Raw genomic sequence first — 20,487 nt, 5'->3', positions numbered from 1 at the left:
GGATCGATCCAGCGGGTTGGTGACGATGGTCTTGGCAAGCCTTACGGGTGGGCTTACGTTCGTCCCTCTACGACCCGGTCTACGGGCGTAGAGGATCAGGCAAAGGAGCGGCACATGGCCCCCGTCGTACGCGCCGCACTCGTCCAGGCCACCTGGACGGGCGAGACCGAAACCATGATCGCCAAGCATGAGGAGCACGCCCGCGAGGCAGCCCGGCAGGGCGCCCGCGTGATCGGCTTCCAGGAAGTCTTCAACGCCCCCTACTTCTGCCAGGTCCAGGAGGCGGAGCACCACCGCTGGGCCGAGCCCGTCCCGGGCGGCCCGACCGTGACCCGGATGAGCGCCCTCGCCCGCGAGACCGGCATGGTGATCGTCGTGCCCGTCTTCGAGGTCGAGCAGTCCGGCTTCTACTTCAACACCGCGGCCGTGATCGACGCCGACGGCTCGTACCTCGGCAAGTACCGCAAGCACCACATCCCGCAGGTCAAGGGGTTCTGGGAGAAGTACTACTTCAAGCCGGGGAACCTGGGCTGGCCGGTCTTCGAGACGGCCGTCGGCAAGATCGGCGTGTACATCTGCTACGACAGGCATTTCCCCGAGGGCTGGCGCCAGCTGGGCCTGAACGGGGCGCAGCTCGTCTACAACCCGTCCGCCACCAGCCGCGGCCTCTCCGCCCACCTGTGGCAGCTGGAGCAGCCCGCGGCGGCCGTCGCCAACGAGTACTTCGTCGCCGCCATCAACCGCGTCGGCGTGGAGAGTTACGGCGACAACGACTTCTACGGTACGTCGTACTTCGCGGACCCGCGCGGACAGCTGGTCGGCGAAGCGGCGAGCGACAAGACGGAAGAACTCCTCATCCGGGACCTGGACTTCGGCCTCATCGACGAGGTGCGACAGCAGTGGGCGTTCTACCGTGACCGCCGCCCCGACGCGTACCAGGGACTCGTCCAGCCGTGACGCGCCCCGCCCGAGCCGTGCCGACCGACGAAGGGACACCGCTGCCATGACCACCCCCGACCTGCACGCCCGCACCCGTGCCGCACTGCCGGACTGGCTGGCGCTGTACTACGCGGAGCCGATCGAACTCACCCACGGCGAGGGCCGCCACGTCTGGGACGCCGACGGGAACAAGTACCTCGACTTCTTCGGCGGCATCCTCACGACGATGACCGCGCACGCGCTGCCCGAGGTGACCAAGGCGGTGAGCGAACAGGCGGGCCGCATCATCCACTCCTCGACGCTCTACCTGAACCGCCCGATGGTCGAACTGGCGGAGCGGGTGGCCCAGTTGTCGGGCATCCCGGACGCGCGGGTCTTCTTCACCACGTCCGGCACCGAGGCCAACGACGCGGCGCTGCTCCTCGCCACCTCCTACCGCCGCTCGAACCAGGTCCTGGCGCTGCGCAACAGCTACCACGGCCGCTCCTTCTCGGCGGTCGGCATCACCGGCAACCGGGGCTGGTCGCCGACGGCCCTGTCCCCGCTGCAGACGCTGTACGTGCACGGAGGCGTCCGGAGCCGGGGCCCGTACGCCCACCTCTCCGACGCGGAGTTCACCGACGCCTGCGTCGCGGACCTGCGCGACATGCTCGGCCAGACACGCGGCGACGTGGCCGCGCTCATCGCCGAACCGGTCCAGGGCGTCGGCGGGTTCACCTCGCCGCCCGACGGTCTGTACGCGCGCTTCCGCGACGTCCTCCAGGAGCACGGCATCCTGTGGATCTCGGACGAGGTGCAGACCGGCTGGGGCCGCACCGGCGACCACTTCTGGGGCTGGCAGGCGCACGGGCAGTCGGGGCCGCCCGACATCCTGACCTTCGCCAAGGGCATCGGCAACGGCATGTCGATCGGCGGTGTGGTGGCGCGCGCCGAGGTCATGAACTGCCTCGACGCCAACTCCATCTCGACGTTCGGCGGTTCCCCCATCACGATGGCCGCGGGCCTCGCCAACCTCTCCTACCTCCTGGAACACGACCTCCAGGGCAACGCGCGCCGGGTCGGCGGCCTGCTCATCGAGCGCCTGCGGGCCATCGCCGTGCACACCCCCGGCGTACGGGAAGTGCGCGGCCGGGGCCTCATGATCGGCGTGGAACTGGCGAAACCCGGCACGGACGAAGCGGCACCGGACGCCGCCACCGCCGTCCTGGAGGCCTGCCGCGCGGGCGGCCTCCTCATCGGCAAGGGAGGCGGCCACAACACGAGCGTGCTGCGGATCGCGCCGCCGTTGTCGCTGACGGTGGCGGAGGCGGAAGAGGGCGCCGCCATCCTGGAACAGGCGCTGCGGGAGCACGCCTGAGGGGCGCGGGGAACTGCGCGACCAGCCACGACGTACGCGCAGTCGGCCGACGAACCGGTGCCCCACGGCGGGAATCCGTGCAGGAGAGGACGTCCCCTTGACCCTAGAAGCGCCCCTCGACCACACCCTCTCCATCCGCCAGATACTCGCCCTGGACAGAATCGCGGCCGGAGAACCAGAGGTGGTCGCCGCCGCGGACCACCTCGACAACCCCGTGCGCTGGGTCCACGTAGCGGAGGCGGCAGACGTGGGCGTCATGCTCACCGGCGGCGAGATGATCCTCACCACCGGCGTGCTGCTCGCGGGCGATGTCCGCAGCCAGACCGAGTACATCGAGTCCCTGCACCGGGCCGAGGCGGCGGCCCTCGTGCTCGGCCTCGGGCGGGCCTTCCCCGCGCCGCCGGAGGACATGCGGCGCGCGGCGGAACGGTACGGGCTGCCGATGGTCGTGCTCCACCGCCCTTTCCCCTTCGCCGAGTTGACCGAAGAGGTGCAGTCCCGGCTCGTGCGGCGCAAGTTCGCCGCCGTCAGTCTCTCCGAGGGAATCCGCACCGCGCTCACCGCCCTCATCACGGCGGGGGCCCCGCTGCAGAGCATCCTCGACGAGATCGCCGCGCACAGCGGCTGCCCGGTCGTCGTCACGAACCTCGCCCACCGCGTCCTCGCCACCGCGGGGGAGCGGCCCGCCGTCGACGACGTCCTGCGCGACTGGGACCGGATCGCCCGGCAGCCGGGGGAGATCGACGGCGAGGGCTGGGTCCGGGCCGATCTCGGCGGGCGCGGCGAGCGCTGGGGGTCGGTCGTGCTGTGCGGGTACCGCGGCGACGGCGCGTCCGGGCGGCTGCTCGTCGACCGTGCCGCCGAGGCGCTCGTGCTGCACCGCATGCTGGCCGGTTCCGCCGCCAGCTGGGAGGAGCAGTCCGCGCAGTGCCTGCTCGCCGATCTGGTGTCGGGGGTCGTCCCCGCGCGGCAGCTGCTGCCCCGGGCCAGGGCCGCGGGTCTCCCGGTGAACCGCCGCACCTTCGTCCCGCTGGTCGTACGCGATGTCGACGCCGCTCAAGTCGAGCGTGTACTGCGTCTGTTGGGGTTGCCGGGGCTGGTCGCCGAGCTCGCCGACAGCGCCACCGCCGTACTGCTCAGCCTCGCCCGCGACCAGGCCGCCGACGCGCTCGCCGCCCACTTCGCGGCCCGGCTGCGCGCGGAGACGGGAGCTGCGGCGGTCGTCGCCGCCGGGCCCGCCCGTACCGGCTGGGAGGACGTGCCCGAGGGGCTGCGCGAGGCGCTGCACGTCGCCGAGGCCGTCGCCGGGGCGCCACCGGGACTGCCGGCCGTCGTCCGCCTCGGCGACGTCCGGCTGCGCGGTCTGGTGCGGCTGCTGCGCGACGACCCGCACGTCCAGTCCTTCGCGGAGCGTGAGCTGGACGGGCTGCTCCACGCCGACGGCGCCGAGGGGCTGCTCCCGGTACTGCGCAGCTATCTCGCCACCGGGCGCAACAAGTCCCGTACCGCGCAGCTCCACCACATGAGCAGACCCGCCCTGTACCGGCGCCTGGAGACCATCGAGGCGCTGCTCGGCGTCGCGCTCGACGACTTCGAGCAGGCCGCGTCCGTGCACATCGCGCTCCTCGCGCACGACGCCCAGCGCGGAACGTGACACGGTGCATCGCCGCCGGGCGCGGGACGTGACACGGTGCGACTCGGCCGCCGGGGCCGGGATTCCTATCGTCGTGGGAACACCGCGCACCCCCCTCAGCCGGAGGTCCCGATGAGCCCCGTGATCCGCGCCGCGATCTTCCAGACCGCATGGACCGGCGACAAGGAATCCATGATCAAGGTGCACGAACAGGCCGTTCGTGACGCCGCCGCCCAGGGCGCCCAAGTCCTCTGTTTCCAGGAGCTGTTCTACGGCCCGTACTTCTGCCAGGTGCAGGACCCGAAGTTCTACGAGTACGCCGAGGCGATCCCGGACGGCCCGATCGTGCGCCGCTTCCAGGACCTCGCCCGCGAGCACGGCATCGTCCTCGTCCTGCCCATGTACGAGGAGGAGCAGCCCGGCGTCCTGTACAACACGGCCGCCGTGATCGACGCCGACGGCACGTACCTCGGCAAGTACCGCAAGACCCACATCCCCCAGGTCCAGGGATTCTGGGAGAAGTTCTACTTCCGGCCCGGCAACTCCGGCTGGCCCGTCTTCGACACCGCCGTCGGGAAGATCGGTGTCTACATCTGCTACGACCGGCACTTCCCCGAAGGCTGGCGTGCGCTCGGCCTCGAAGGCGCGCAGATCGTCTTCAACCCCTCCGCCACCAGCCGGGGACTGTCCCGCTACCTGTGGCAGCTGGAACAGCCGGCCGCCGCCGTCGCCAACGAGTACTTCGTCGGCGCCATCAACCGCGTAGGTGTGGAGGAGTACGGGGACAACGACTTCTACGGAACGTCGTACTTCGTCGACCCCGAGGGCCGTTTCGTGGGCGAGGTCGCCGACGACAAGGCGCCCGAACTCGTCGTGCGCGACCTCGACATGGCCAAGCTGCGCGAGGTCCGCGACCGCTGGCAGTTCTACCGCGACCGCGCCCCGGGGGCGTACGAGCCGCTGACCCGCCCGTAGTTGTCGTCACGTACCCACACGTACCTGGAGGAGAGCATGAGCGCCGTCCGTACCGTCATCCGCGGCGGTCTCGTCGTCACCGCCGCCGACGAGATGCACGCCGACGTTCTCATCGAGGACGGGCGGGTCGTGGCCCTCGCGGCCAGTGGCAGCGACACCGCCGCGTCCTGGACGGACGCGCGCACCCTCGACGCGAGCCAGAAATACGTCATCCCTGGCGGTGTCGACGGGCACACCCACATGGAGATGCCGTTCGGCGGCACGTTCGCCGCCGACACCTTCGAGACCGGCACCCGCGCGGCGGCCTGGGGCGGCACCACGACGATCGTCGACTTCGCCATCCAGAGCGTCGGGCACACCCTGCGCGAGGGCCTCGACGCCTGGCACGCCAAGGCCGACGGGCAGTGCGCCGTCGACTATGGCTTCCACATGATCGTCTCCGACGTGCACGAGGAGACGCTCAAGGAGATGGATCTGCTGGTGGGGGAGGGCGTGACCTCCTTCAAGCAGTTCATGGCCTACCCGGGCGTCTTCTACTCCGACGACGGACAGATCCTGCGCGCCATGCAGCGGGCCGCCGACAACGGCGGCCTGATCATGATGCATGCCGAGAACGGCATCGCGATCGACGTCCTGGTGCAGCAGGCCCTCGCACGCGGGGAGACCGACCCGCGCTACCACGGTCAGGTCCGCAAGGCGCTGCTCGAAGCGGAGGCGACGCACCGCGCGATCAAACTGGCGCAGGTCGCCGGGGCACCGCTGTACGTCGTGCACGTCTCCGCGCAGGAAGCCCTGGCCGAGCTGGCACGCGCCCGCGACGAAGGCCTGCCGGTCTTCGGCGAGACCTGCCCGCAGTACCTGTTCCTGTCCACGGACAACCTCGCCGAGCCCGACTTCGAGGGCGCGAAATACGTGTGCTCGACCCCGCTGCGGCCGAAGGACCACCAGGCGGCGCTCTGGCGCGGACTGCGTACCAACGACCTCCAGGTCGTGTCCACGGACCACTGCCCGTTCTGCTTCACCGGCCAGAAGGAGCTCGGGCGCGGCGACTTCTCGAAGATCCCGAACGGCATGCCGGGCGTGGAGAACCGGATGGACCTCCTGCACCAAGCCGTCGTCGACGGGCACATCACGCGCCGCCGCTGGATCGAGATCGCGTGCGCGACACCGGCCCGGATGTTCGGCCTGTACCCGAAGAAGGGCACCATCGCGCCGGGCGCGGACGCCGACATCGTCATCTACGACCCGGCCGCCGAGCAGACCGTCAGCGCCGAGACCCACCACATGAACGTCGACTACTCGGCGTACGAGGGCAAGCGGCTCACCGGCCGGGTGGAGACGGTCCTGTCGCGCGGCGAACTCGTCATCACCGAGCGGGAGTTCACCGGGCGCGCCGGCCACGGCGCGTACACGCCGCGCGCCACGTGTCAGTACCTCGACTGAGCAGCGTCAGGCATCGGACCTCAAGCATCGTACGGAACTAAGGGGCCCCTCATGGATTTCGGACTCGTCCTGCAGACCGACCCGCCGGCATCGGGGGTCGTGGAGTTGATGAAGCGCGCGGAGGGGGCCGGGTTCACGCACGGGTGGACGTTCGACTCGTGCGTGCTGTGGCAGGAGCCGTTCGTCATCTACAGCCGCATCCTCGCCGAGACCGAGCGCCTTGTCGTCGGGCCGATGGTGACCAACCCGGGGACACGGACGTGGGAGGTCACCGCGTCCACCTTCGCGACGCTCAACGACATGTACGGCAACCGCACCGTGTGCGGCATCGGGCGTGGCGACTCCGCGATGCGGGTCGCCGGGCGCACCCCCAACACCCTCGCCCGGATCAGCGGTGCGATGCAGGTGATCCGGGCGCTCGGCCGGGGCGAGGAGGCGGACCTCGGCGGCGGCGCGGTGGTGCGCTTCCCCTGGGTGCGCGAGGGCGCCGAACTCCCCGTCTGGATGGCCGCGTACGGGCCCAAAGCCCTGAAGATGACCGGTGAGGAGGCCGACGGGTTCATTCTCCAGCTGGCCGATCCGTTCCTGACGGAGTGGATGGTGAAGGCGGTGCGCGACGCGGCGGTGGCGGCGGGCCGGAACCCGGCCGACGTGAAGATCTGCGTCGCGGCGCCCGCGTACGTGACGGAGGACGACTCCCCGGCGGCACTCGCGCACGCACGCGAACAGTGCCGCTGGTTCGGCGGCATGGTCGGCAACCACGTCGCGGACCTGGTGTCCAAGTACGGCGCCCACTCCGGCATGGTCCCCGACGAACTCACCGAGTACATCAAGGCCCGCGAGGGCTACGACTACGCGCACCACGGCCGCTCGGGAAACCCGGACACGGCCTTCGTGCCGGACGAGATCGTGGACCGGTTCTGTCTCATCGGCCCGGCGTCGGCACATCTCGAAAAGCTGCGTGCGCTACGGGAGTTGGGCGTCGACCAATTCGCCGTGTACGCCATGCACGACGCGAAGGAGAAGGTCATCGACGAGTACGGCCGGCACATCGTCCCTGCCATGAACGCATGACCACATGACCGCCGACTTAGCGCAGCCCACCACCACAGCAACGCCCGTACCAGGAACGGCAGTTAACGGCACCCGCAAGGCCGCCTTCCCCCGTCCTCCCCCGTAGAACGGACTGCCCATGACCGATACCGCACCACCCCAACCACGCGCGAACGCGGTCGAGTTGACGGCCGACTCCTACCCGGCGAGCAGCCGCTACGCCAACGAGGACCTGCGCCCCGTTCCGCTCGCCGAACGCCGCTGGACCACGTACAACTTCGTGGCCCTGTGGATCGGCATGGCCCACTGCATCCCCTCCTGGACGCTGGCCTCGGGCCTGGTCGCGCTCGGCATGGACTGGAAGCAGGCGGTCCTCACCATCGGCCTGGCGAACGTGATCGTGCTGCTGCCGATGCTGCTCACGGGCCACGCAGGACCCAAGTACGGCATACCCTTCCCGGTCCTGGCCCGCGCCTCCTTCGGGATCCGCGGGGCGAACCTGCCCGCGATGGTGCGTGCCGCGGTGGCCTGCTGCTGGTTCGGCATTCAGACCTGGATCGGCGGCCAGGGCATCTTCGTACTCCTGGGGAAGATCTTCGGAGGCTGGGCCGACGCCGCAAAGATCGGCGGCTACCCGTGGACCCTGTGGCTGTGCTTCGTCGTCTTCTGGGTGCTCGAACTCGCCATCATCTACCGGGGGATGGACACCCTGCGCCGGTTCGAGAACTGGGCGGCGCCGTTCGTGCTCGTCGGTGCGGTGGTGCTGCTGGTCTGGATCGCGCACAAGGCGGGCGGCTTCGGTCCGCTGCTGGACGAGCCGTCGAAGGTCGGCTGGGGCGCGGACTTCTGGAAGGTCTTCTTCCCCGGCCTGATGGGCATGATCGGATTCTGGTCGACCCTGTCGCTGAACATCCCGGACTTCACCCGGTTCGGCAAGGGGCAGCGGGCGCAGATCTGGGGCCAGACGCTCGGCCTGCCGACGACGATGACACTGTTCGCGCTGATGTCGGTGCTGGTGACGGCCGGTTCGGAGCAGGTCTACGGGGTGGCGATCTGGGACCCGGTCGCCCTGGCGGGCAAGACGGACAACGTCTTCGGGCTGCTCTTCGCGCTCATCACCGTGTTCGTGGCGACGATCTCGGTGAACGTCGCGGCGAACGTGGTCTCGCCGGCGTACGACCTCGCGAACCTCGCCCCGAAAATCATCAACTTCCGTACGGGCGCGATCATCACGGGCATCGTCGGCGTCCTGGTCATGCCGTGGAAGCTGACGTCGACGCCCGAGCTGTACATCTTCACGTGGCTCGGCGTGGTGGGCGGGCTGCTCGGCACGGTCGCGGGCATCCTCATCGCCGACTACTGGATCATCCGGCGGACCGTGCTGCACCTGGCCGACCTGTATGTTGCGGGCGGCCGGTACTGGTACACGGGCGGCTGGAACCTGCGGGCCGTCGCCGCGTTCGTGGTCGGCGGCGTGCTCGCCGTGGGCGGGTCGTACTCGACCCTCGACGCCAAGGGGAACAAGGCGGGGCCGTTCCCGACGGACGGCATCATCCCGTTCCTGAAACCGCTCGCGGACTACGGGTGGGCCGTGGGGCTCGGTGCGTCGCTCTGCGTGTATCTGGCGCTGATGGCCGCCAGACGGAGGGCATGACGGAGGGCATGACGGACGTGGGGCGGGGCCGGGTGCGGGCCGGCCCCGCCGGGCGTCAGGCAGGGCCGCTCGGGAGCGCGCCGAGCTGCCGCAGCTGGGTCAGGACGTCGACGACGCCCCAGATCTCGGTGACCCGGCCGTCCGTGAAGCGGAAGACGAACATCTCGTCGTAGCGGACGGACTTTCCGGTGGGCGCCAGCCCCTGGTACTCGCCCGCGTGGGTCCCGGTGACCGTGTTCCTGATGGCGAGTCTGTCGCCCTCCGCGATCACCTCCTCGACCGAGACGCGGAGGTCGGGAAACGCCTGGAGCAGCACGGCGTACACCCGCTTGAGTGCCTGGCGCCCCGAGTCGCCCATGGGCACGGGGGCGTGGAACCGCAGATCGGGTGCGACCACCTCGTCGATCGCCTTCATGACGGTGTCGGCGTCGCCGGTGTTCGCCGCGTCGTGCATCCGGTGGAACGCTGCCTTGTTGACCGTCTCCTGCGCTGTGGACATGCGGCTCCTCATCGGGTCGGCCGGACACCGTGGGCCCGGCGGTCGTACCCGTAGGACGGCCGACGGCGTCGATGTGTGACATCGCGGCGACGACGGAGGGAGAACGGAGCGGGACAGCGGCGCGGGCGGGGGCCGTTCAGGCGACGCCGCCCGGGTCCTGGTACACGGCGTCGAGTGCCAGGTGGGCGCCGCCGCGGGCGGCCGCCGCGAAGCCGAGCGTCGACAGGACGACCTCGCAGCCGCCGCCGTCGGGGGCGATGACCCGCTCTCCGACCACCTCGCGGACGCGGTCGAGCATGAGGTCGCCGATGTACGTGAAGTAGCCGCCGAGTACCACCAGGCCCGGGTTGAGCAGATCGGCCAGCAGGGCGATGCCGAGGCCGAGCCCGTCGGCGACCCGGTCCATCGCCTCCAGGGTGCGGGTGTCGCCCGACTCGGCGCGGCGGTGCAGCTCGGCGAGGCGGGTCGCCAACTCGACTCCGGCGTCGTGTACTTGGTCGTCGGGGTCGGCGGCGAGGCGCAGGATCGCGTCCAGGCCCACCATCGTCTCCCAGCAGCCGTGGCGTCCGCAGACGCAGGCGCGGCGCTCCGGGTCGAGGGGCATGTGACCGACCTCGCCCGCGAAACCGGCGGAGCCGCGCAGCAGCCGGCCGTCGCTGATGATGCCCGCGCCGATGCCGCGCTCGCCGGTGACGCAGACCATGTCGTGCACCTGTGTGTCCTGCGCCCGCAGGTACTCGGCGACGGCGCCGAGCTTCGCGTCGTTCTCCACGGTGAGGGGGAGCGGGAGGTCCGCGAGGCGGCTGCGCAGACCCGCGGTCACGGGGACGTCGCGCCACCCCAGGGCGGGTGCGTACGCGACGACGCCGGCGGCCGTGTCGACGACGCCGGGCACGGCGAGGGTGAGGCCGACCGGGCGCACGCCGGCGCGGGCGAGGGCCGTGGTGCAGTCGGCGACGGCCCGCGCCGTCAGGTCGAGCACGGCGTCGGCGCCGGCCTGCCCCGCGGCCACGGGGCTGCGGTGTTCGTAGGCGTGGTCGCCGTTCAGGGTGAGGGCGAGGACATGGACGTAACTCGTGCTGATCTCCACGCCGATGCCGCAGATGTCCCGGCCGTCGACGTGGACCAGCGTGCCGGGCCGGCCCACGGCGCCTTCCCGCCGCGTCGTGCCCTCGCCGGCCAGGCCGAGCGCGACGAGCTCGGCCACGAGGCTGGTGACCGTCGGTTTGGGCAGCCCCGTGTCGGTGGCGATCCGGGCGCGTGAACGCGGCCCCGCGTCGCGCAGGATGCGCAGCACCAGGGCCAGGTTGGTGCGCCGGACGGAGCTCCGGTCGTGGGGCCGGGAGGGCCCGAAGAGGGTCGCGTCCGGCACCGCCGTCGCGCGCAGGTCGGCCTTCACCGGTCCGTCTCGGCCTTCACCCGGTCCTCGTCTCTCGTCGGTCACAGCCGCCCTCATCATGGCAAACCCCTCGGAACGCCGGGCAGTTGCCCCATCTTCTCCGGCCTGTGTCTTGACAGCCCCTCGTATTAGTTCGGATTGTAGTCGAACTAATTGATGCGGGAGAGGAGCACGTGTGTCAGCCCGTTCGAGACATTCCGGAGCAAGGACCGTCGCCGCCCTCGTGGCGGTGGCCGCCGTGTTGGCCGGCGCGGCGGCGTCGGGACCGGCCGTCGCAAACGCCCCGTCGACAGGCACGTACACGGTGAGCATCGGACAGAAGGGCCCGTGGACGCACCCCGACGACTCGCCCGCCGCGACATTCGTCGACAAGGACGGCTCGTTCCACTACCAGTCGGCCCACGCCCTGTACGACGCGAAGGACCCGCGGGAGTGGATGTTCTACAGCGGCAAGGACTTCGACTCAGCCACGCGTGACGCCGGGTTGAGCGACGCGGTGAACCCCGCCAACGCGAACGACCGCAACAACGACACCACTTGGCGGTGCGACAACAGCCCCACCGGCCGCGAGGCCAGTAACGCTCCCGCCGGTTCGCACTACGCGCAGAAGAACTACTGCGACCTGATGGGCGTGTGGGTCGACCCGGACAGCGGCGACTGGTACGGGCTCGTCCACAACGAGTTCACCCCGGAGCCCTTCGGTGACGGCCTGCACTACGACGCGATCGACTACGCCGTCTCGAAGGACCAGGGCCGCACCTGGGACATCAAGGACCACGTCCTCACCTCGCCGTACAGCACGAAACGCGGCGACACCAAGGCCTTCCCGCACGAGACGTACTACTACGGCGACGGCGACCCGCGGCTGTTCGTGGACACCGCCTCCGGCTACTTCTACGTCTACTACAACTCGCGCGTGATACCGAAGGGCGGCGTCCCCGGCGGTTGGACGGACGGCAGCCGGGCGCACGTCGCCCGCGCTCCCATGTCCGGCAAGATGGCGCCCGGCTCGTGGAAGAAGTGGTACGACGGCGCCTGGTCGCAGCCAGGGACCGGCGGCCTGGAGAGCAACATGGAGCCGGTCGACGGCGCCCACCCGACGGGCTACACCGCCGTCGCGCACGATTACGACCCGGCCAACAAGGGGTCTGTGCGGGAGCAGCAGGATGCCGGTGAACTCCCCGCCAAGTCGGACCTGTTGACCATGAATGTCGCCTACGACGCCCACCTCGGCCTGTACATCGGCGAGCCCGAGGCGATCACCCAGGACAGCAACGAGCCGCAGCGCTTCTACGCCACCGACGACCTCGCCACACAGAGGTGGCGGCTGCTCGGCGACTCGGGAGACTACAAGACGGGCTCCTGGTACCGCTGGCTCCTCGACCCGGTCAGCAGGACGGGCTCCACGATCGTGGGCAAGACGTTCCGCAGCTACTGCTCGTTCCAGTGCTCGGGCGGCGTCGACGGCGAGTACTACGACACCACCATCGGTACCAGTACTCCTGCCGCCCCCGTTGCCACCGGCACCGAGTACACCGTCGGCAGCGGCGGGGGCCGCGTCCTCGCGGCGACCGGAGGGGGCGGTACGGTCACCTCGCTGCCCGTCAACACCGTTTCGCGGCAGGGGCGTTGGATCTTCTCGGCGAACGGTGACGGTTCGTACCGCATCGCCAACGCGGCCACCGGGCGTCTCCTCGGCGTCGACTCCACGGGTGACAAGGGGCGTGCCTGGGGCGCCGCGCCGACGGTGACGGCGGCGCCGCGCGGCGGGCCCACGGCCGGGCAGCAATGGTTCGTCGTCCCGGGCCGCACCACCGACGGCCACGCCACGGGCACCTTCCACCTGGTCAACCGCTACAGCGGCCTGGTCGTCGGGATGTCGGGCGTGCGGGGGCGCCTCGCCGAGACCACGCCCACCCGCGCCTGGACCGACACCGGGGGCAGCCGAGTCGGGGGTGGACGCACCGCTGCCGAGCAGACGCTGACCCTCACCCCCGCCGCGCATGTGAAGCACTGACCGCGCGCGGGCGGGGCGCCGCATCCCGCGACGCCCCGCCCGCGCCCACCCACCCCCCATTGAGCCCGCCGCATCAAGAGGAGACCCCGCGTGCCCGCCCGGTACCACCTGCGGTTTCAGATCCCTCCTGGCCCGGACGCCGGCCAAAGGGCCCTGGAACTCGCCGAGTTCTGTCACGAGACGGGTGTCGACGAGGTCGTTCTGCTGCTCGCCGCGGAGGAGTTCCACGACGGGCACCCGGCGGGCGCCGACGAGGACCGGCTGTACGACACCGCGGCCGTCACCACCGGGGCCCTGCGCGCCGCCGGCCTCGACGTGAGCCTCAACCCCTGGGTGACCACCGGGCACGCCGACCGAGGACGCCGGGACCGGCACGGGTTCGCGCCGATGGTCGGCCCGGACGGCACGGTCGCCACCGGGCAGGCGTCCTTCGCCTGCCCGCTCTGGCGGTCCTGGATCACTGCTCACTACGCCCGGTTCGCCGACCTCGGCTGCCGCGTTCTCTGGCTGGAGGACGACTTCCGCTACCACAACCACGCCCCGCTCACCTGGGGCGGCGGCTTCGAACCGGCGATGCTGGAGCGCCTCGCCCGGCTGGTCGGCGCCCCCGTCGGCCGCGCCCAGGTCGTGGCCGCCGTGACCGCCCCCGGGCCTCCGCACCCGTGGCGCGCCCTGCTCCAACAGGTGTGGCGCACGGCCCAGTTGGAGACGGCCACACTTGTCGCCGAGGCTGTCGACAAGCACTCCGGCGGCCGCGCCCGGCTCGGTCTGATGACCTCCGTGCCGGGCGCGCACGGCGTCGAGGGGCGGGACTGGACCGCGCTCTTCGACGCGCTCTCCGTGGCCGGGGAGAGCGTGCAGCGTCCGCACTTCGCCGGGTACGAGGATGCCCCGGGCCGCGAACTCAGCCGCTCCGTATGGCTGTTGGAGCAGCAGCGGGCGCTGCGCCCCTCGCACGTACGCTGCGAACCGGAGATCGAGAACTGGCCGCACACCGCCTGGTCCAAGTCCGACACCCAGACTTGGTCGGAGCTGGTCGCCGCGCAACTCGGCGGCGCCGACGCGCTGTTGCTCAACCTGCACCCCACGTACTCCGGCCGCGCCGGTCGCCATCCGCGCGTCGCCGAGCTGCTGCGCCGGGCGCGCCCCGCCGTGGACCTGGTGGCCGACCGCGCCGCCGACCTGGGTACCGCGGGGGTTTCCCTGGCCGTCCATCCGCAGGCCGCGGGCCACGTCCGCACCCGCCGCCCGGGGCACCTGGCGGACTTGATGGTCGACCCGGGCCCCGGCGCGGACTTCCTGTTGCGCTACGGCGTCCCTGTCACCGCCGGTGACGCCCCGGTACGGGCGCTGTTCGGGGAGACGGCCCGCGCTTTCGACGACGCCGAGACGCGCCGCATGCTCGCCGGGGGCCTCCTGCTGGACGGCACCGCCGCGCACATCCTCGCCGAGCGCGGATTCGCCGGGCTGCTGGGTGTCACCGTCTCCGGGATCGTCGACCGCGAGGAGCCCTGCGAACCCGGCCCGTACGCGTACGAGAGCGCGGGCGATGTCGTCCTCAGTGTCAATGTCCAGCCCGCGCTGGCCCGGCTGCTCCCCGGCGACGACACCGAGGTGTGGAGCACCGTCCGCACACCGGGCGGACAGGACTGGGGAGTTGGGCGCTGCGTCCACACCAACTCCCTGGGCGGCAGAGTCGGTGTCCTCGCCGCGACCGCCCCGCACCTGTTGCCGTACGACGACGAAGGGCAGCGCCTGTTGCACGCCATGGTCCGGTACCTGGAGGGAGCCGAACCCCGGCTTCCGCTGATCGGCGGCGGCCCTCACCTCATTCCGCGCCTCGGCCGCACGGCGACCGGTCTCTCCCTGGCCATCGCCAACGGCAGCGCCGACCCGGCCAGGCCGCGCATCGCCCTGCCCGGGGGCGCGGCCGACGCCCGGGGGACGCTGCTCGCCCCGCTCCGCGCCCCCGTGGACGTACCGGTCGAGGCAGTGGGCCGGATCCTCGCCGTCGACGCGGAGGTGCCGTACCGGGGGTGGCTGCTGGTGGAGTGGACGGACCGGCGCGGATCCCACACGGAGTGGCGCGTTCCATTGACGGATGCCCGCTGACGCCGTATTGGTATACCAAAGGTGTCGGCGGGTGGGGTCTTCCTGTGGAGACGTGCGCCAAATGCCCGATTCCGCAGGCGAGTTGCGCAGGTCTTATCCGCACAATCTTCGCGAACGCCTATTGACCGCCGATTCGGTACATCCGTACCGTCTCTCCGCGAAGAGGAAAACAACTTCCTCATTGTGGAAACTTAGGAGCGCGTCATGGTCGCCGTGCACGAACAGACCTCCACAACCGCGGCAGCCGGGCCGGCCGGGACCAGTCCCGGCCTCTACAGTCCCGATCTCGCCCCCACCCGCAGGGAAGGGCGCCGCTGGGGCGCGTACAACGTGTTCACGTTGTGGGGCAACGACGTGCACAGCCTGGGCAACTACGCCTTCGCCATGGGTCTCTTCGCGCTCGGGATGAGCGTCTGGCAGATCCTCATCGCCTTCGCCATCGCCTCCGCGCTGCTCTTCGGGCTGCTCACGCTCTCCGGGTACATGGGCCACAAAACGGGCGTCCCCTTCCCGGTGATGAGCCGGATCTCCTTCGGAACCCGGGGCGCGCAGCTCCCGGCGGCGGTGCGCGGCGCCGTCGCGATCGCCTGGTTCGGCATCCAGACCTACCTGGCGGCGTCCGTCCTGCGCGCCGTCGTCAAGAAGCTCGCACCCGGCGCCGCCTCCCTCGACCACAACTCGATCCTGGGCCTGTCGACGCTCGGCTGGATCACCTTCCTCGCGCTCTGGGCGATCCAGGTCGTGATCGTCAGCTACGGCATGGAGCTGATCCGCAAATACATGGCGTTCGCCGCGCCCGCCATCCTGATCACGATGTGCGGCCTGGCCGCCTGGATCCTCACCAAGACGGACTTCTCCCTCGCGGTCTCCACCGGCAACGCGCCCACCGGCCTCGACGCCTGGCGCCAGATCTTCGAGAGCGCCGCCCTGTGGGTGGTCATCTACGGCACGTTCGTCCTGAACTTCTGCGATTTCACCCGCTCGGCGAAGAGCCGCCGCGCCATCGTCGTCGGCAACCTCGTGGGCATCCCGCTCAACATGCTCTTCTTCGCCGGAATCGTCGTGGTGCTGTCCGGCGGCCAGTTCAAGCTCGACGGGCATGTGGTCACCGGGCCCGAGGACATCGTCGCCACGATCCCCAGCACGCCGCTGATGGTGCTCGCCTCGCTCGCCTTCATCACCCTGACCATCGCAGTGAACCTCCTCGCGAACTTCGTCGCCCCCATCTACGCCCTGGTCAACCTCTTCCCGCGCAAGCTCGACTTCCGCCGCGCAGGCCTGGTCAGCGCCGTCATCGGCCTGGTCATCCTGCCGTGGAACCTCTACAACAGCCCGACCGTCGTCAACTACTTCCTCGGCGGACTCGGTGCCCTGCTCGGGCCCGCCTTCGGTGTCGTCATGGCCGACTACTGGCTGGTGCGCAAGGCCCGCGTCAACGTTCCCGCCCTGTACACCGACGCCGCCGACGGCGACTACCACTACCGGTCCGGCTTCCACCTGCGGGCCATCGGCGCCTTCGGACCCGCCGCCGGTGTGGCCGTGGTCGTCGCCCTCGTACCCGCCTTCACGTCCGTCTCCGGTTTCTCCTGGTTCATCGGCGCGGGCCTCGCCGCCCTGCTCTACGTGGTCCTCGCCGACCGCACGCGCCCGGCGTGCGACGTGGACGGCGAGTCGATCGCGGTCGACGCCGTCTGAGCCGCCGCACCGAGAAGAACAGCAACACCCATGGCCGAGGGCCCGGTTCGAGTCCTCGGCTCCGCACAGAAAGCAGCACCGACACCGCCATGCGCATACTCGTCTGCAACGTCAACACCACCGGGACGATGACCGAGGCCATCGGCGCCCAGGCGCGGGCCGTCGCCGCGCCCGGCACCGAGATCGTGGCGCTCACCCCGGCGTTCGGCGCCGAATCCGTCGAGGGCAACTACGAGAGCTACCTCGCCGCGATCGCCGTCATGGAGACGGTGCGCGCCTACCCGGAGCCGTTCGACGCCGTCATCCAGGCCGGATACGGCGAGCACGGGCGCGAGGGGCTGCAGGAGATCCTCGACGTGCCGGTCGTCGACATCACCGAGGCCGCCGCCTCCACCGCGCAGTACCTCGGGCACCGCTACTCCGTCGTCACCACCCTGGACCGGGCCGTACCCCTCATCGAGGACCGGCTCAAGCTCGCCGGGCTCACCGACCGGTGCGCCTCGGTGCGGGCCAGCGGCATGGCCGTTCTCGACCTCGAGCGCGACCCGGACGCAGCGCTCGAGGCGATCGTCGAGGAGGCCGCGCGCGCCGTCGACACCGACCGGGCCGAGGTGATCTGCCTGGGCTGCGGCGGCATGGCCGGGCTCGCCGAGCGGGTCAGGGAGCGCACCGGCGTCCCGGTCGTCGACGGCGTCGCGGCCGCCGTGACCGTCGCCGAGTCGCTCGTACGGCTCGGGCTCACGACGTCCAAGGTGCGCACGTACGCGTCGCCCCGGTCGAAGAAGATCCGGAACTGGCCGCCCCTCATCGGCAGTTGAGGGTAGCCGGGCTTCGAGACACCGGTCCCGCGGGGCTCAGCGCAGCGTCCACCAGTCGACGGCGACGACACCGTGCCCGCCGCCGCCCGCGCCGACCAGGTACACGTCGTGCGTGCCGGAGACCGGCGCCCGCAGCGTCACCGACCGTTCCTGCCAGCTGTCCGCCGAGCCGGTGCCGGCCACGGGCAGCGTGCCCACGACCCGGCCGCCCGGGGAACCGAGCCGCAACTCCAGGCGGGCGCCCTTCGCCGGACGCGCGGCGGCGAGCCGGACGGTGAGCCGGTCCGCGCCGGCCGCGAAGGACACGTCCTGGAAGCCGAGCGCGGCCCCGGAGCGCAGCATCCCGCTCGCCGCCCCCGCGCGGCCGACGCCGTACGTTCGCTGCGCCTGCTCCGCCTGGACCGGGGTCGCGGCGTCCGCGCCGGCCGCGTAGAGACGTACGTCGCCGACCTGCCAGGGGGCCGAACCGTCCGCCGTCAGCGTGAAGCGCAGATAGCGGGCCGTGGTCCTGGCGAAGGTGGCGTCCTGCGCGAAGGCGCGGCCCGCCACCGTCGCGAGCGGCTCACCGAAGTGCTGACCGTCGGCGCCGGCGGACACCGTCCACCCGGACGGCTGGCCGGTCGCGTCGTACCCCGCGTCGAGGACGGCCCGGTCGAACGTCTTGGCCTCGCCCAGGTCCACGGTGAGCGACTGGCCCGCGCGCTGCGCGGCGGCCGACTCCCAGCGGGTCGTGTTCTGGCCGTCGGCGACCGCCGACGCGTCCGAACCGTCGCTCGACGTCGCCCGCCACGCGCCGCGCCGCACCTGTGACGCGCAGCCGGGCAGCGAGCAGCCCGCGGACCAGATCGCGTCGCCGTACTCGTACGCGCCCTGGTCGGGCGCCGCGCCCCGGTACCCGTCCGTGACGCCGGGGACCGTCTCGCCCGCGTCGACGGCGGGGGAGCCGTCGCGCAGCCACAACTCGCCGTTCAGCGGATCCTCGTAGCGCGGATCGGCGGGCGGAGTGAGGTTGGTGCGGGCGACGGCGGGTGGGTCGCCCGGTCCGCCGGTGATCTCCACCGACTGCCGCACGATGTTGTTGCTGAACACGGTGCCGGACGCGTCCAGCGAGCCGTTCATCCGGATCGTCGGGCCGGTGATGCCCAGGCCGTAGCTGGAGTTCTGGTCGCGGTTGCCGACGCTGGACGCGCCGTGGGCGTTGAAGAAGGAGCCGTTGCGGCCGATGTTCCAGGCGACGTTGTGGTGGAGAGAGAAGTTGGCCGAGGAGTTGTCGACGTAGTAGCCGATCTGTCCGTCGTGGTCGTGCGTGGTGTTGTGGTCGACGGACGTGCCGGTGGCGTCCAGGTTGCAGCACACGTAGAAGGAGCTACCGTCGCGGGACGAACGCATGCCTTCCGACAGGTCGTTGTAGGCGATGCGGTTGTCGTGGAACGGGACGCCGTTGAGCTGCCAGGCCGTGTCGATGCCCGAACGGCCGGTGCGTCGCACGGTGTTGTGCGTGACGGTCTGGCCGCTGCCGTTCACCTCGATGCCGGGCGTGTAGCTGCCCATCCAACCGACGTCGTGAATCAGGTTGTCGCTGACGGTGTTGTCGTCGCCGCGCACCAGGACGCCCGTGCCCGCCGAGTCGGAGATCTCGCTGTCGCGCAGCGTGTTGCCGTGCCCGCGGATCTGCACGCCTGAGTCCAGGATCCGGGAGGCCACGATGTGGCCCTCGCCCGGCTCGATCGCCAGATCCTCGTCCCTGGGCATGGGGAGCGTGGAGAACTCCGATACGTAGCGGGCGCGCAGGCCGCTGACCGTGACGCCGGCGGAGTCGTCACCGGTGCGGAGCGAGGTGCCCCACAGGCTCAGGCCGCGGACGTCCACGTGCGAGCGGCCGGTGAGGTCCACGCCCCACGCGCGGTGCTTGGCGGTGACGGTGTGCCCGGCGATGCCGCCCTTCGGCGGGACCAGGTAGAGGCGGTGCGCCTGCTGGTCGTAGTACCACTCGCCCGGCTGGTCGAGGGCGGCCTTCGCGCCTACGAGGTAGTAGTTGCGGTAGTTCTGGTCGCCCATGCACAGCGGGTCGCAGCGGTGATCGCCGCCCTTGAAGTCCAGGACGCCGGCGCCGGACGCGGTGACCGTGCCGGTCTGCTGGGCCCAGGGATTGGAGCCCGCCCACAGATGTACGGTCGCGCCGGACCAGTCGGTACCTGCGGGCAGTGCGGGGTCGTCGATGTGCTGGGAGGTGGAGGTGCGCTCGGCCACCGCCCATGTGGTGTCGAGCGGGTCGGCGCCCGCGTTCGGCCAGCGGCCCTCGGCGGCCCGCTCGCCGTCCATGAACAGCGCGTTCTCGCTCGGGTCGAGCGGCAGATCGGTGTCGGCCGCGACGAGCCCGCCGCCCGCGTCGTGCCAGCCGGTCACCTTCTCCGTGCCGTCCACGACGACCTCACCGTCACCGGCCGCCGCCAGGGTGACGGGCGCGTCGCTCGTGCCGGACGGCGGCACGACGCGCTCGCGGTAGCGGCCCGCGTGGATCAGGCAGGTGTCGCCCGGCCGTACCCGGTCGGTGCAGCGGCCGATGGTGCGCAAGGGGCTCGCGGATGTACCGGACGCGCGATCGGAGCCGCCCGGAGCGACGTGGTAGACGCGGCCCGGCGCCGCGCCCGCCGCCGGTGCGGTGAGTGCGGCGCCGGTGAGCAGCAGGGCGGTGGACGCCGTCACCGCCGCCAGGGCGGCGCGCGGTCTGGAGCGGGCGGTGGGCATGGCGGCTCATCAACTCCCAGCAGCATCGACGAATGGCCGTAACGTAGGAGAGACATCGGATGTCGTCAAGAAGGCCCAGGTGTATTTCGGGGAGCTGAAGCACGTATCGGGTGGCGCCAAGGCGCCTGAAAGATGCCACTGAACA

Annotated in this window: 14 protein-coding genes; 11 read left to right on the top strand and 3 right to left on the bottom strand. The window is 71.1% G+C overall.

All coding sequences use genetic code 11. The features are described 5' to 3' along the window. Positions 1 to 114 precede the first annotated feature (114 nt). The 7 genes from ACIREE_RS14605 to ACIREE_RS14575 all read left to right on the top strand — a co-directional run bounded on the left by ACIREE_RS14605 (position 115) and on the right by ACIREE_RS14575 (position 9,054). A complete protein-coding gene (locus ACIREE_RS14605) occupies positions 115 to 957 on the top strand; it encodes a nitrilase-related carbon-nitrogen hydrolase (protein WP_404150948.1) in 843 nt (280 codons plus the stop codon). Positions 958 to 1,003: 46 nt separating this feature from the next. Then, positions 1,004 to 2,296 carry an aspartate aminotransferase family protein gene (locus ACIREE_RS14600; protein WP_404150946.1) on the top strand — a complete coding sequence of 431 codons (1,293 nt, stop codon included), beginning with the start codon at positions 1,004 to 1,006 and terminating at the stop codon, positions 2,294 to 2,296. A gap of 97 nt (positions 2,297 to 2,393) precedes the next feature. After that, positions 2,394 to 3,950: a PucR family transcriptional regulator gene (locus ACIREE_RS14595; RefSeq protein WP_404150944.1), complete on the top strand. Its 1,557-nt coding sequence runs from the start codon at positions 2,394 to 2,396 to the stop codon at positions 3,948 to 3,950. Between the two features lie 111 nt (positions 3,951 to 4,061). Continuing rightward, a complete protein-coding gene (locus ACIREE_RS14590; protein ID WP_404150943.1) occupies positions 4,062 to 4,904 on the top strand; it encodes a nitrilase-related carbon-nitrogen hydrolase in 843 nt (280 codons plus the stop codon). Positions 4,905 to 4,940: 36 nt separating this feature from the next. Next, entirely contained in the window at positions 4,941 to 6,347 is a 1,407-nt protein-coding gene (gene hydA, locus ACIREE_RS14585) for a dihydropyrimidinase (protein WP_404150941.1), read from the top strand. A gap of 51 nt (positions 6,348 to 6,398) precedes the next feature. Next, positions 6,399 to 7,421 carry a TIGR03842 family LLM class F420-dependent oxidoreductase gene (locus ACIREE_RS14580; protein WP_404150939.1) on the top strand — a complete coding sequence of 341 codons (1,023 nt, stop codon included), beginning with the start codon at positions 6,399 to 6,401 and terminating at the stop codon, positions 7,419 to 7,421. 118 nt (positions 7,422 to 7,539) lie between these two features. Continuing rightward, positions 7,540 to 9,054, top strand: coding sequence for an NCS1 family nucleobase:cation symporter-1 (locus ACIREE_RS14575; protein WP_404150937.1), 1,515 nt, complete (start codon positions 7,540 to 7,542; stop codon positions 9,052 to 9,054). Positions 9,055 to 9,109: 55 nt separating this feature from the next. On the opposite strand, the gene ACIREE_RS14570 is transcribed toward ACIREE_RS14575, so the two are convergent. Continuing rightward, complete coding sequence (locus ACIREE_RS14570) at positions 9,110 to 9,553, bottom strand: ester cyclase (protein ID WP_404150935.1); 444 nt, start codon at positions 9,551 to 9,553, stop codon at positions 9,110 to 9,112. Between the two features lie 136 nt (positions 9,554 to 9,689). Further along, positions 9,690 to 10,997: an ROK family protein gene (locus ACIREE_RS14565; protein ID WP_404150933.1), complete on the bottom strand. Its 1,308-nt coding sequence runs from the start codon at positions 10,995 to 10,997 to the stop codon at positions 9,690 to 9,692. Positions 10,998 to 11,127: 130 nt separating this feature from the next. Between ACIREE_RS14565 and ACIREE_RS14560 the strand changes: the two genes are divergently transcribed. The 4 genes from ACIREE_RS14560 to ACIREE_RS14545 all read left to right on the top strand — a co-directional run bounded on the left by ACIREE_RS14560 (position 11,128) and on the right by ACIREE_RS14545 (position 17,594). Next, positions 11,128 to 12,969: an RICIN domain-containing protein gene (locus ACIREE_RS14560; protein ID WP_404150931.1), complete on the top strand. Its 1,842-nt coding sequence runs from the start codon at positions 11,128 to 11,130 to the stop codon at positions 12,967 to 12,969. 90 nt (positions 12,970 to 13,059) lie between these two features. Continuing rightward, positions 13,060 to 15,081, top strand: coding sequence for a hypothetical protein (locus ACIREE_RS14555; RefSeq protein WP_404150929.1), 2,022 nt, complete (start codon positions 13,060 to 13,062; stop codon positions 15,079 to 15,081). A gap of 204 nt (positions 15,082 to 15,285) precedes the next feature. Beyond that, positions 15,286 to 16,776, top strand: a complete 1,491-nt coding sequence (locus ACIREE_RS14550) for an NCS1 family nucleobase:cation symporter-1 (RefSeq protein WP_404150927.1) — start codon at positions 15,286 to 15,288, stop codon at positions 16,774 to 16,776. Between the two features lie 89 nt (positions 16,777 to 16,865). After that, the gene (locus ACIREE_RS14545; protein ID WP_404150925.1) at positions 16,866 to 17,594 is read left to right on the top strand and encodes an aspartate/glutamate racemase family protein; all 729 of its coding nucleotides are present in this window, start codon (positions 16,866 to 16,868) and stop codon (positions 17,592 to 17,594) included. Between the two features lie 36 nt (positions 17,595 to 17,630). Here the strand turns inward: ACIREE_RS14545 and ACIREE_RS14540 are convergent, their stop codons facing one another. Then, the gene (locus ACIREE_RS14540) at positions 17,631 to 20,342 is read right to left on the bottom strand and encodes a carbohydrate-binding protein (protein ID WP_404150923.1); all 2,712 of its coding nucleotides are present in this window, start codon (positions 20,340 to 20,342) and stop codon (positions 17,631 to 17,633) included. Positions 20,343 to 20,487 lie beyond the last annotated feature (145 nt).

It is taken from the genome of Streptomyces sp. NPDC102467 (assembly GCF_044765445.1).
Classification (GTDB): domain Bacteria; phylum Actinomycetota; class Actinomycetes; order Streptomycetales; family Streptomycetaceae; genus Streptomyces.
Note: the sequence above shows the minus strand (reverse complement) of the source record. Positions and strands in the feature narration are given on the sequence as shown.

Excerpts from the sequence above, each read along its gene's own strand:
- ACIREE_RS14605 (WP_404150948.1), top strand. The coding sequence starts at position 115 with ATGGCCCCCGTCGTACGCGCCGCACTCGTCCAGGCCACCTGGACGGGC.
- ACIREE_RS14600 (WP_404150946.1), top strand. The coding sequence starts at position 1,004 with ATGACCACCCCCGACCTGCACGCCCGCACCCGTGCCGCACTGCCGGAC.
- ACIREE_RS14590 (WP_404150943.1), top strand. The coding sequence starts at position 4,062 with ATGAGCCCCGTGATCCGCGCCGCGATCTTCCAGACCGCATGGACCGGC.
- hydA (WP_404150941.1), top strand. The coding sequence starts at position 4,941 with ATGAGCGCCGTCCGTACCGTCATCCGCGGCGGTCTCGTCGTCACCGCC.
- ACIREE_RS14580 (WP_404150939.1), top strand. The coding sequence starts at position 6,399 with ATGGATTTCGGACTCGTCCTGCAGACCGACCCGCCGGCATCGGGGGTC.
- ACIREE_RS14575 (WP_404150937.1), top strand. The coding sequence starts at position 7,540 with ATGACCGATACCGCACCACCCCAACCACGCGCGAACGCGGTCGAGTTG.
- ACIREE_RS14570 (WP_404150935.1), bottom strand. The coding sequence starts at position 9,553 with ATGTCCACAGCGCAGGAGACGGTCAACAAGGCAGCGTTCCACCGGATG.
- ACIREE_RS14550 (WP_404150927.1), top strand. The coding sequence starts at position 15,286 with ATGGTCGCCGTGCACGAACAGACCTCCACAACCGCGGCAGCCGGGCCG.
- ACIREE_RS14545 (WP_404150925.1), top strand. The coding sequence starts at position 16,866 with ATGCGCATACTCGTCTGCAACGTCAACACCACCGGGACGATGACCGAG.
- ACIREE_RS14540 (WP_404150923.1), bottom strand. The coding sequence starts at position 20,342 with ATGCCCACCGCCCGCTCCAGACCGCGCGCCGCCCTGGCGGCGGTGACG.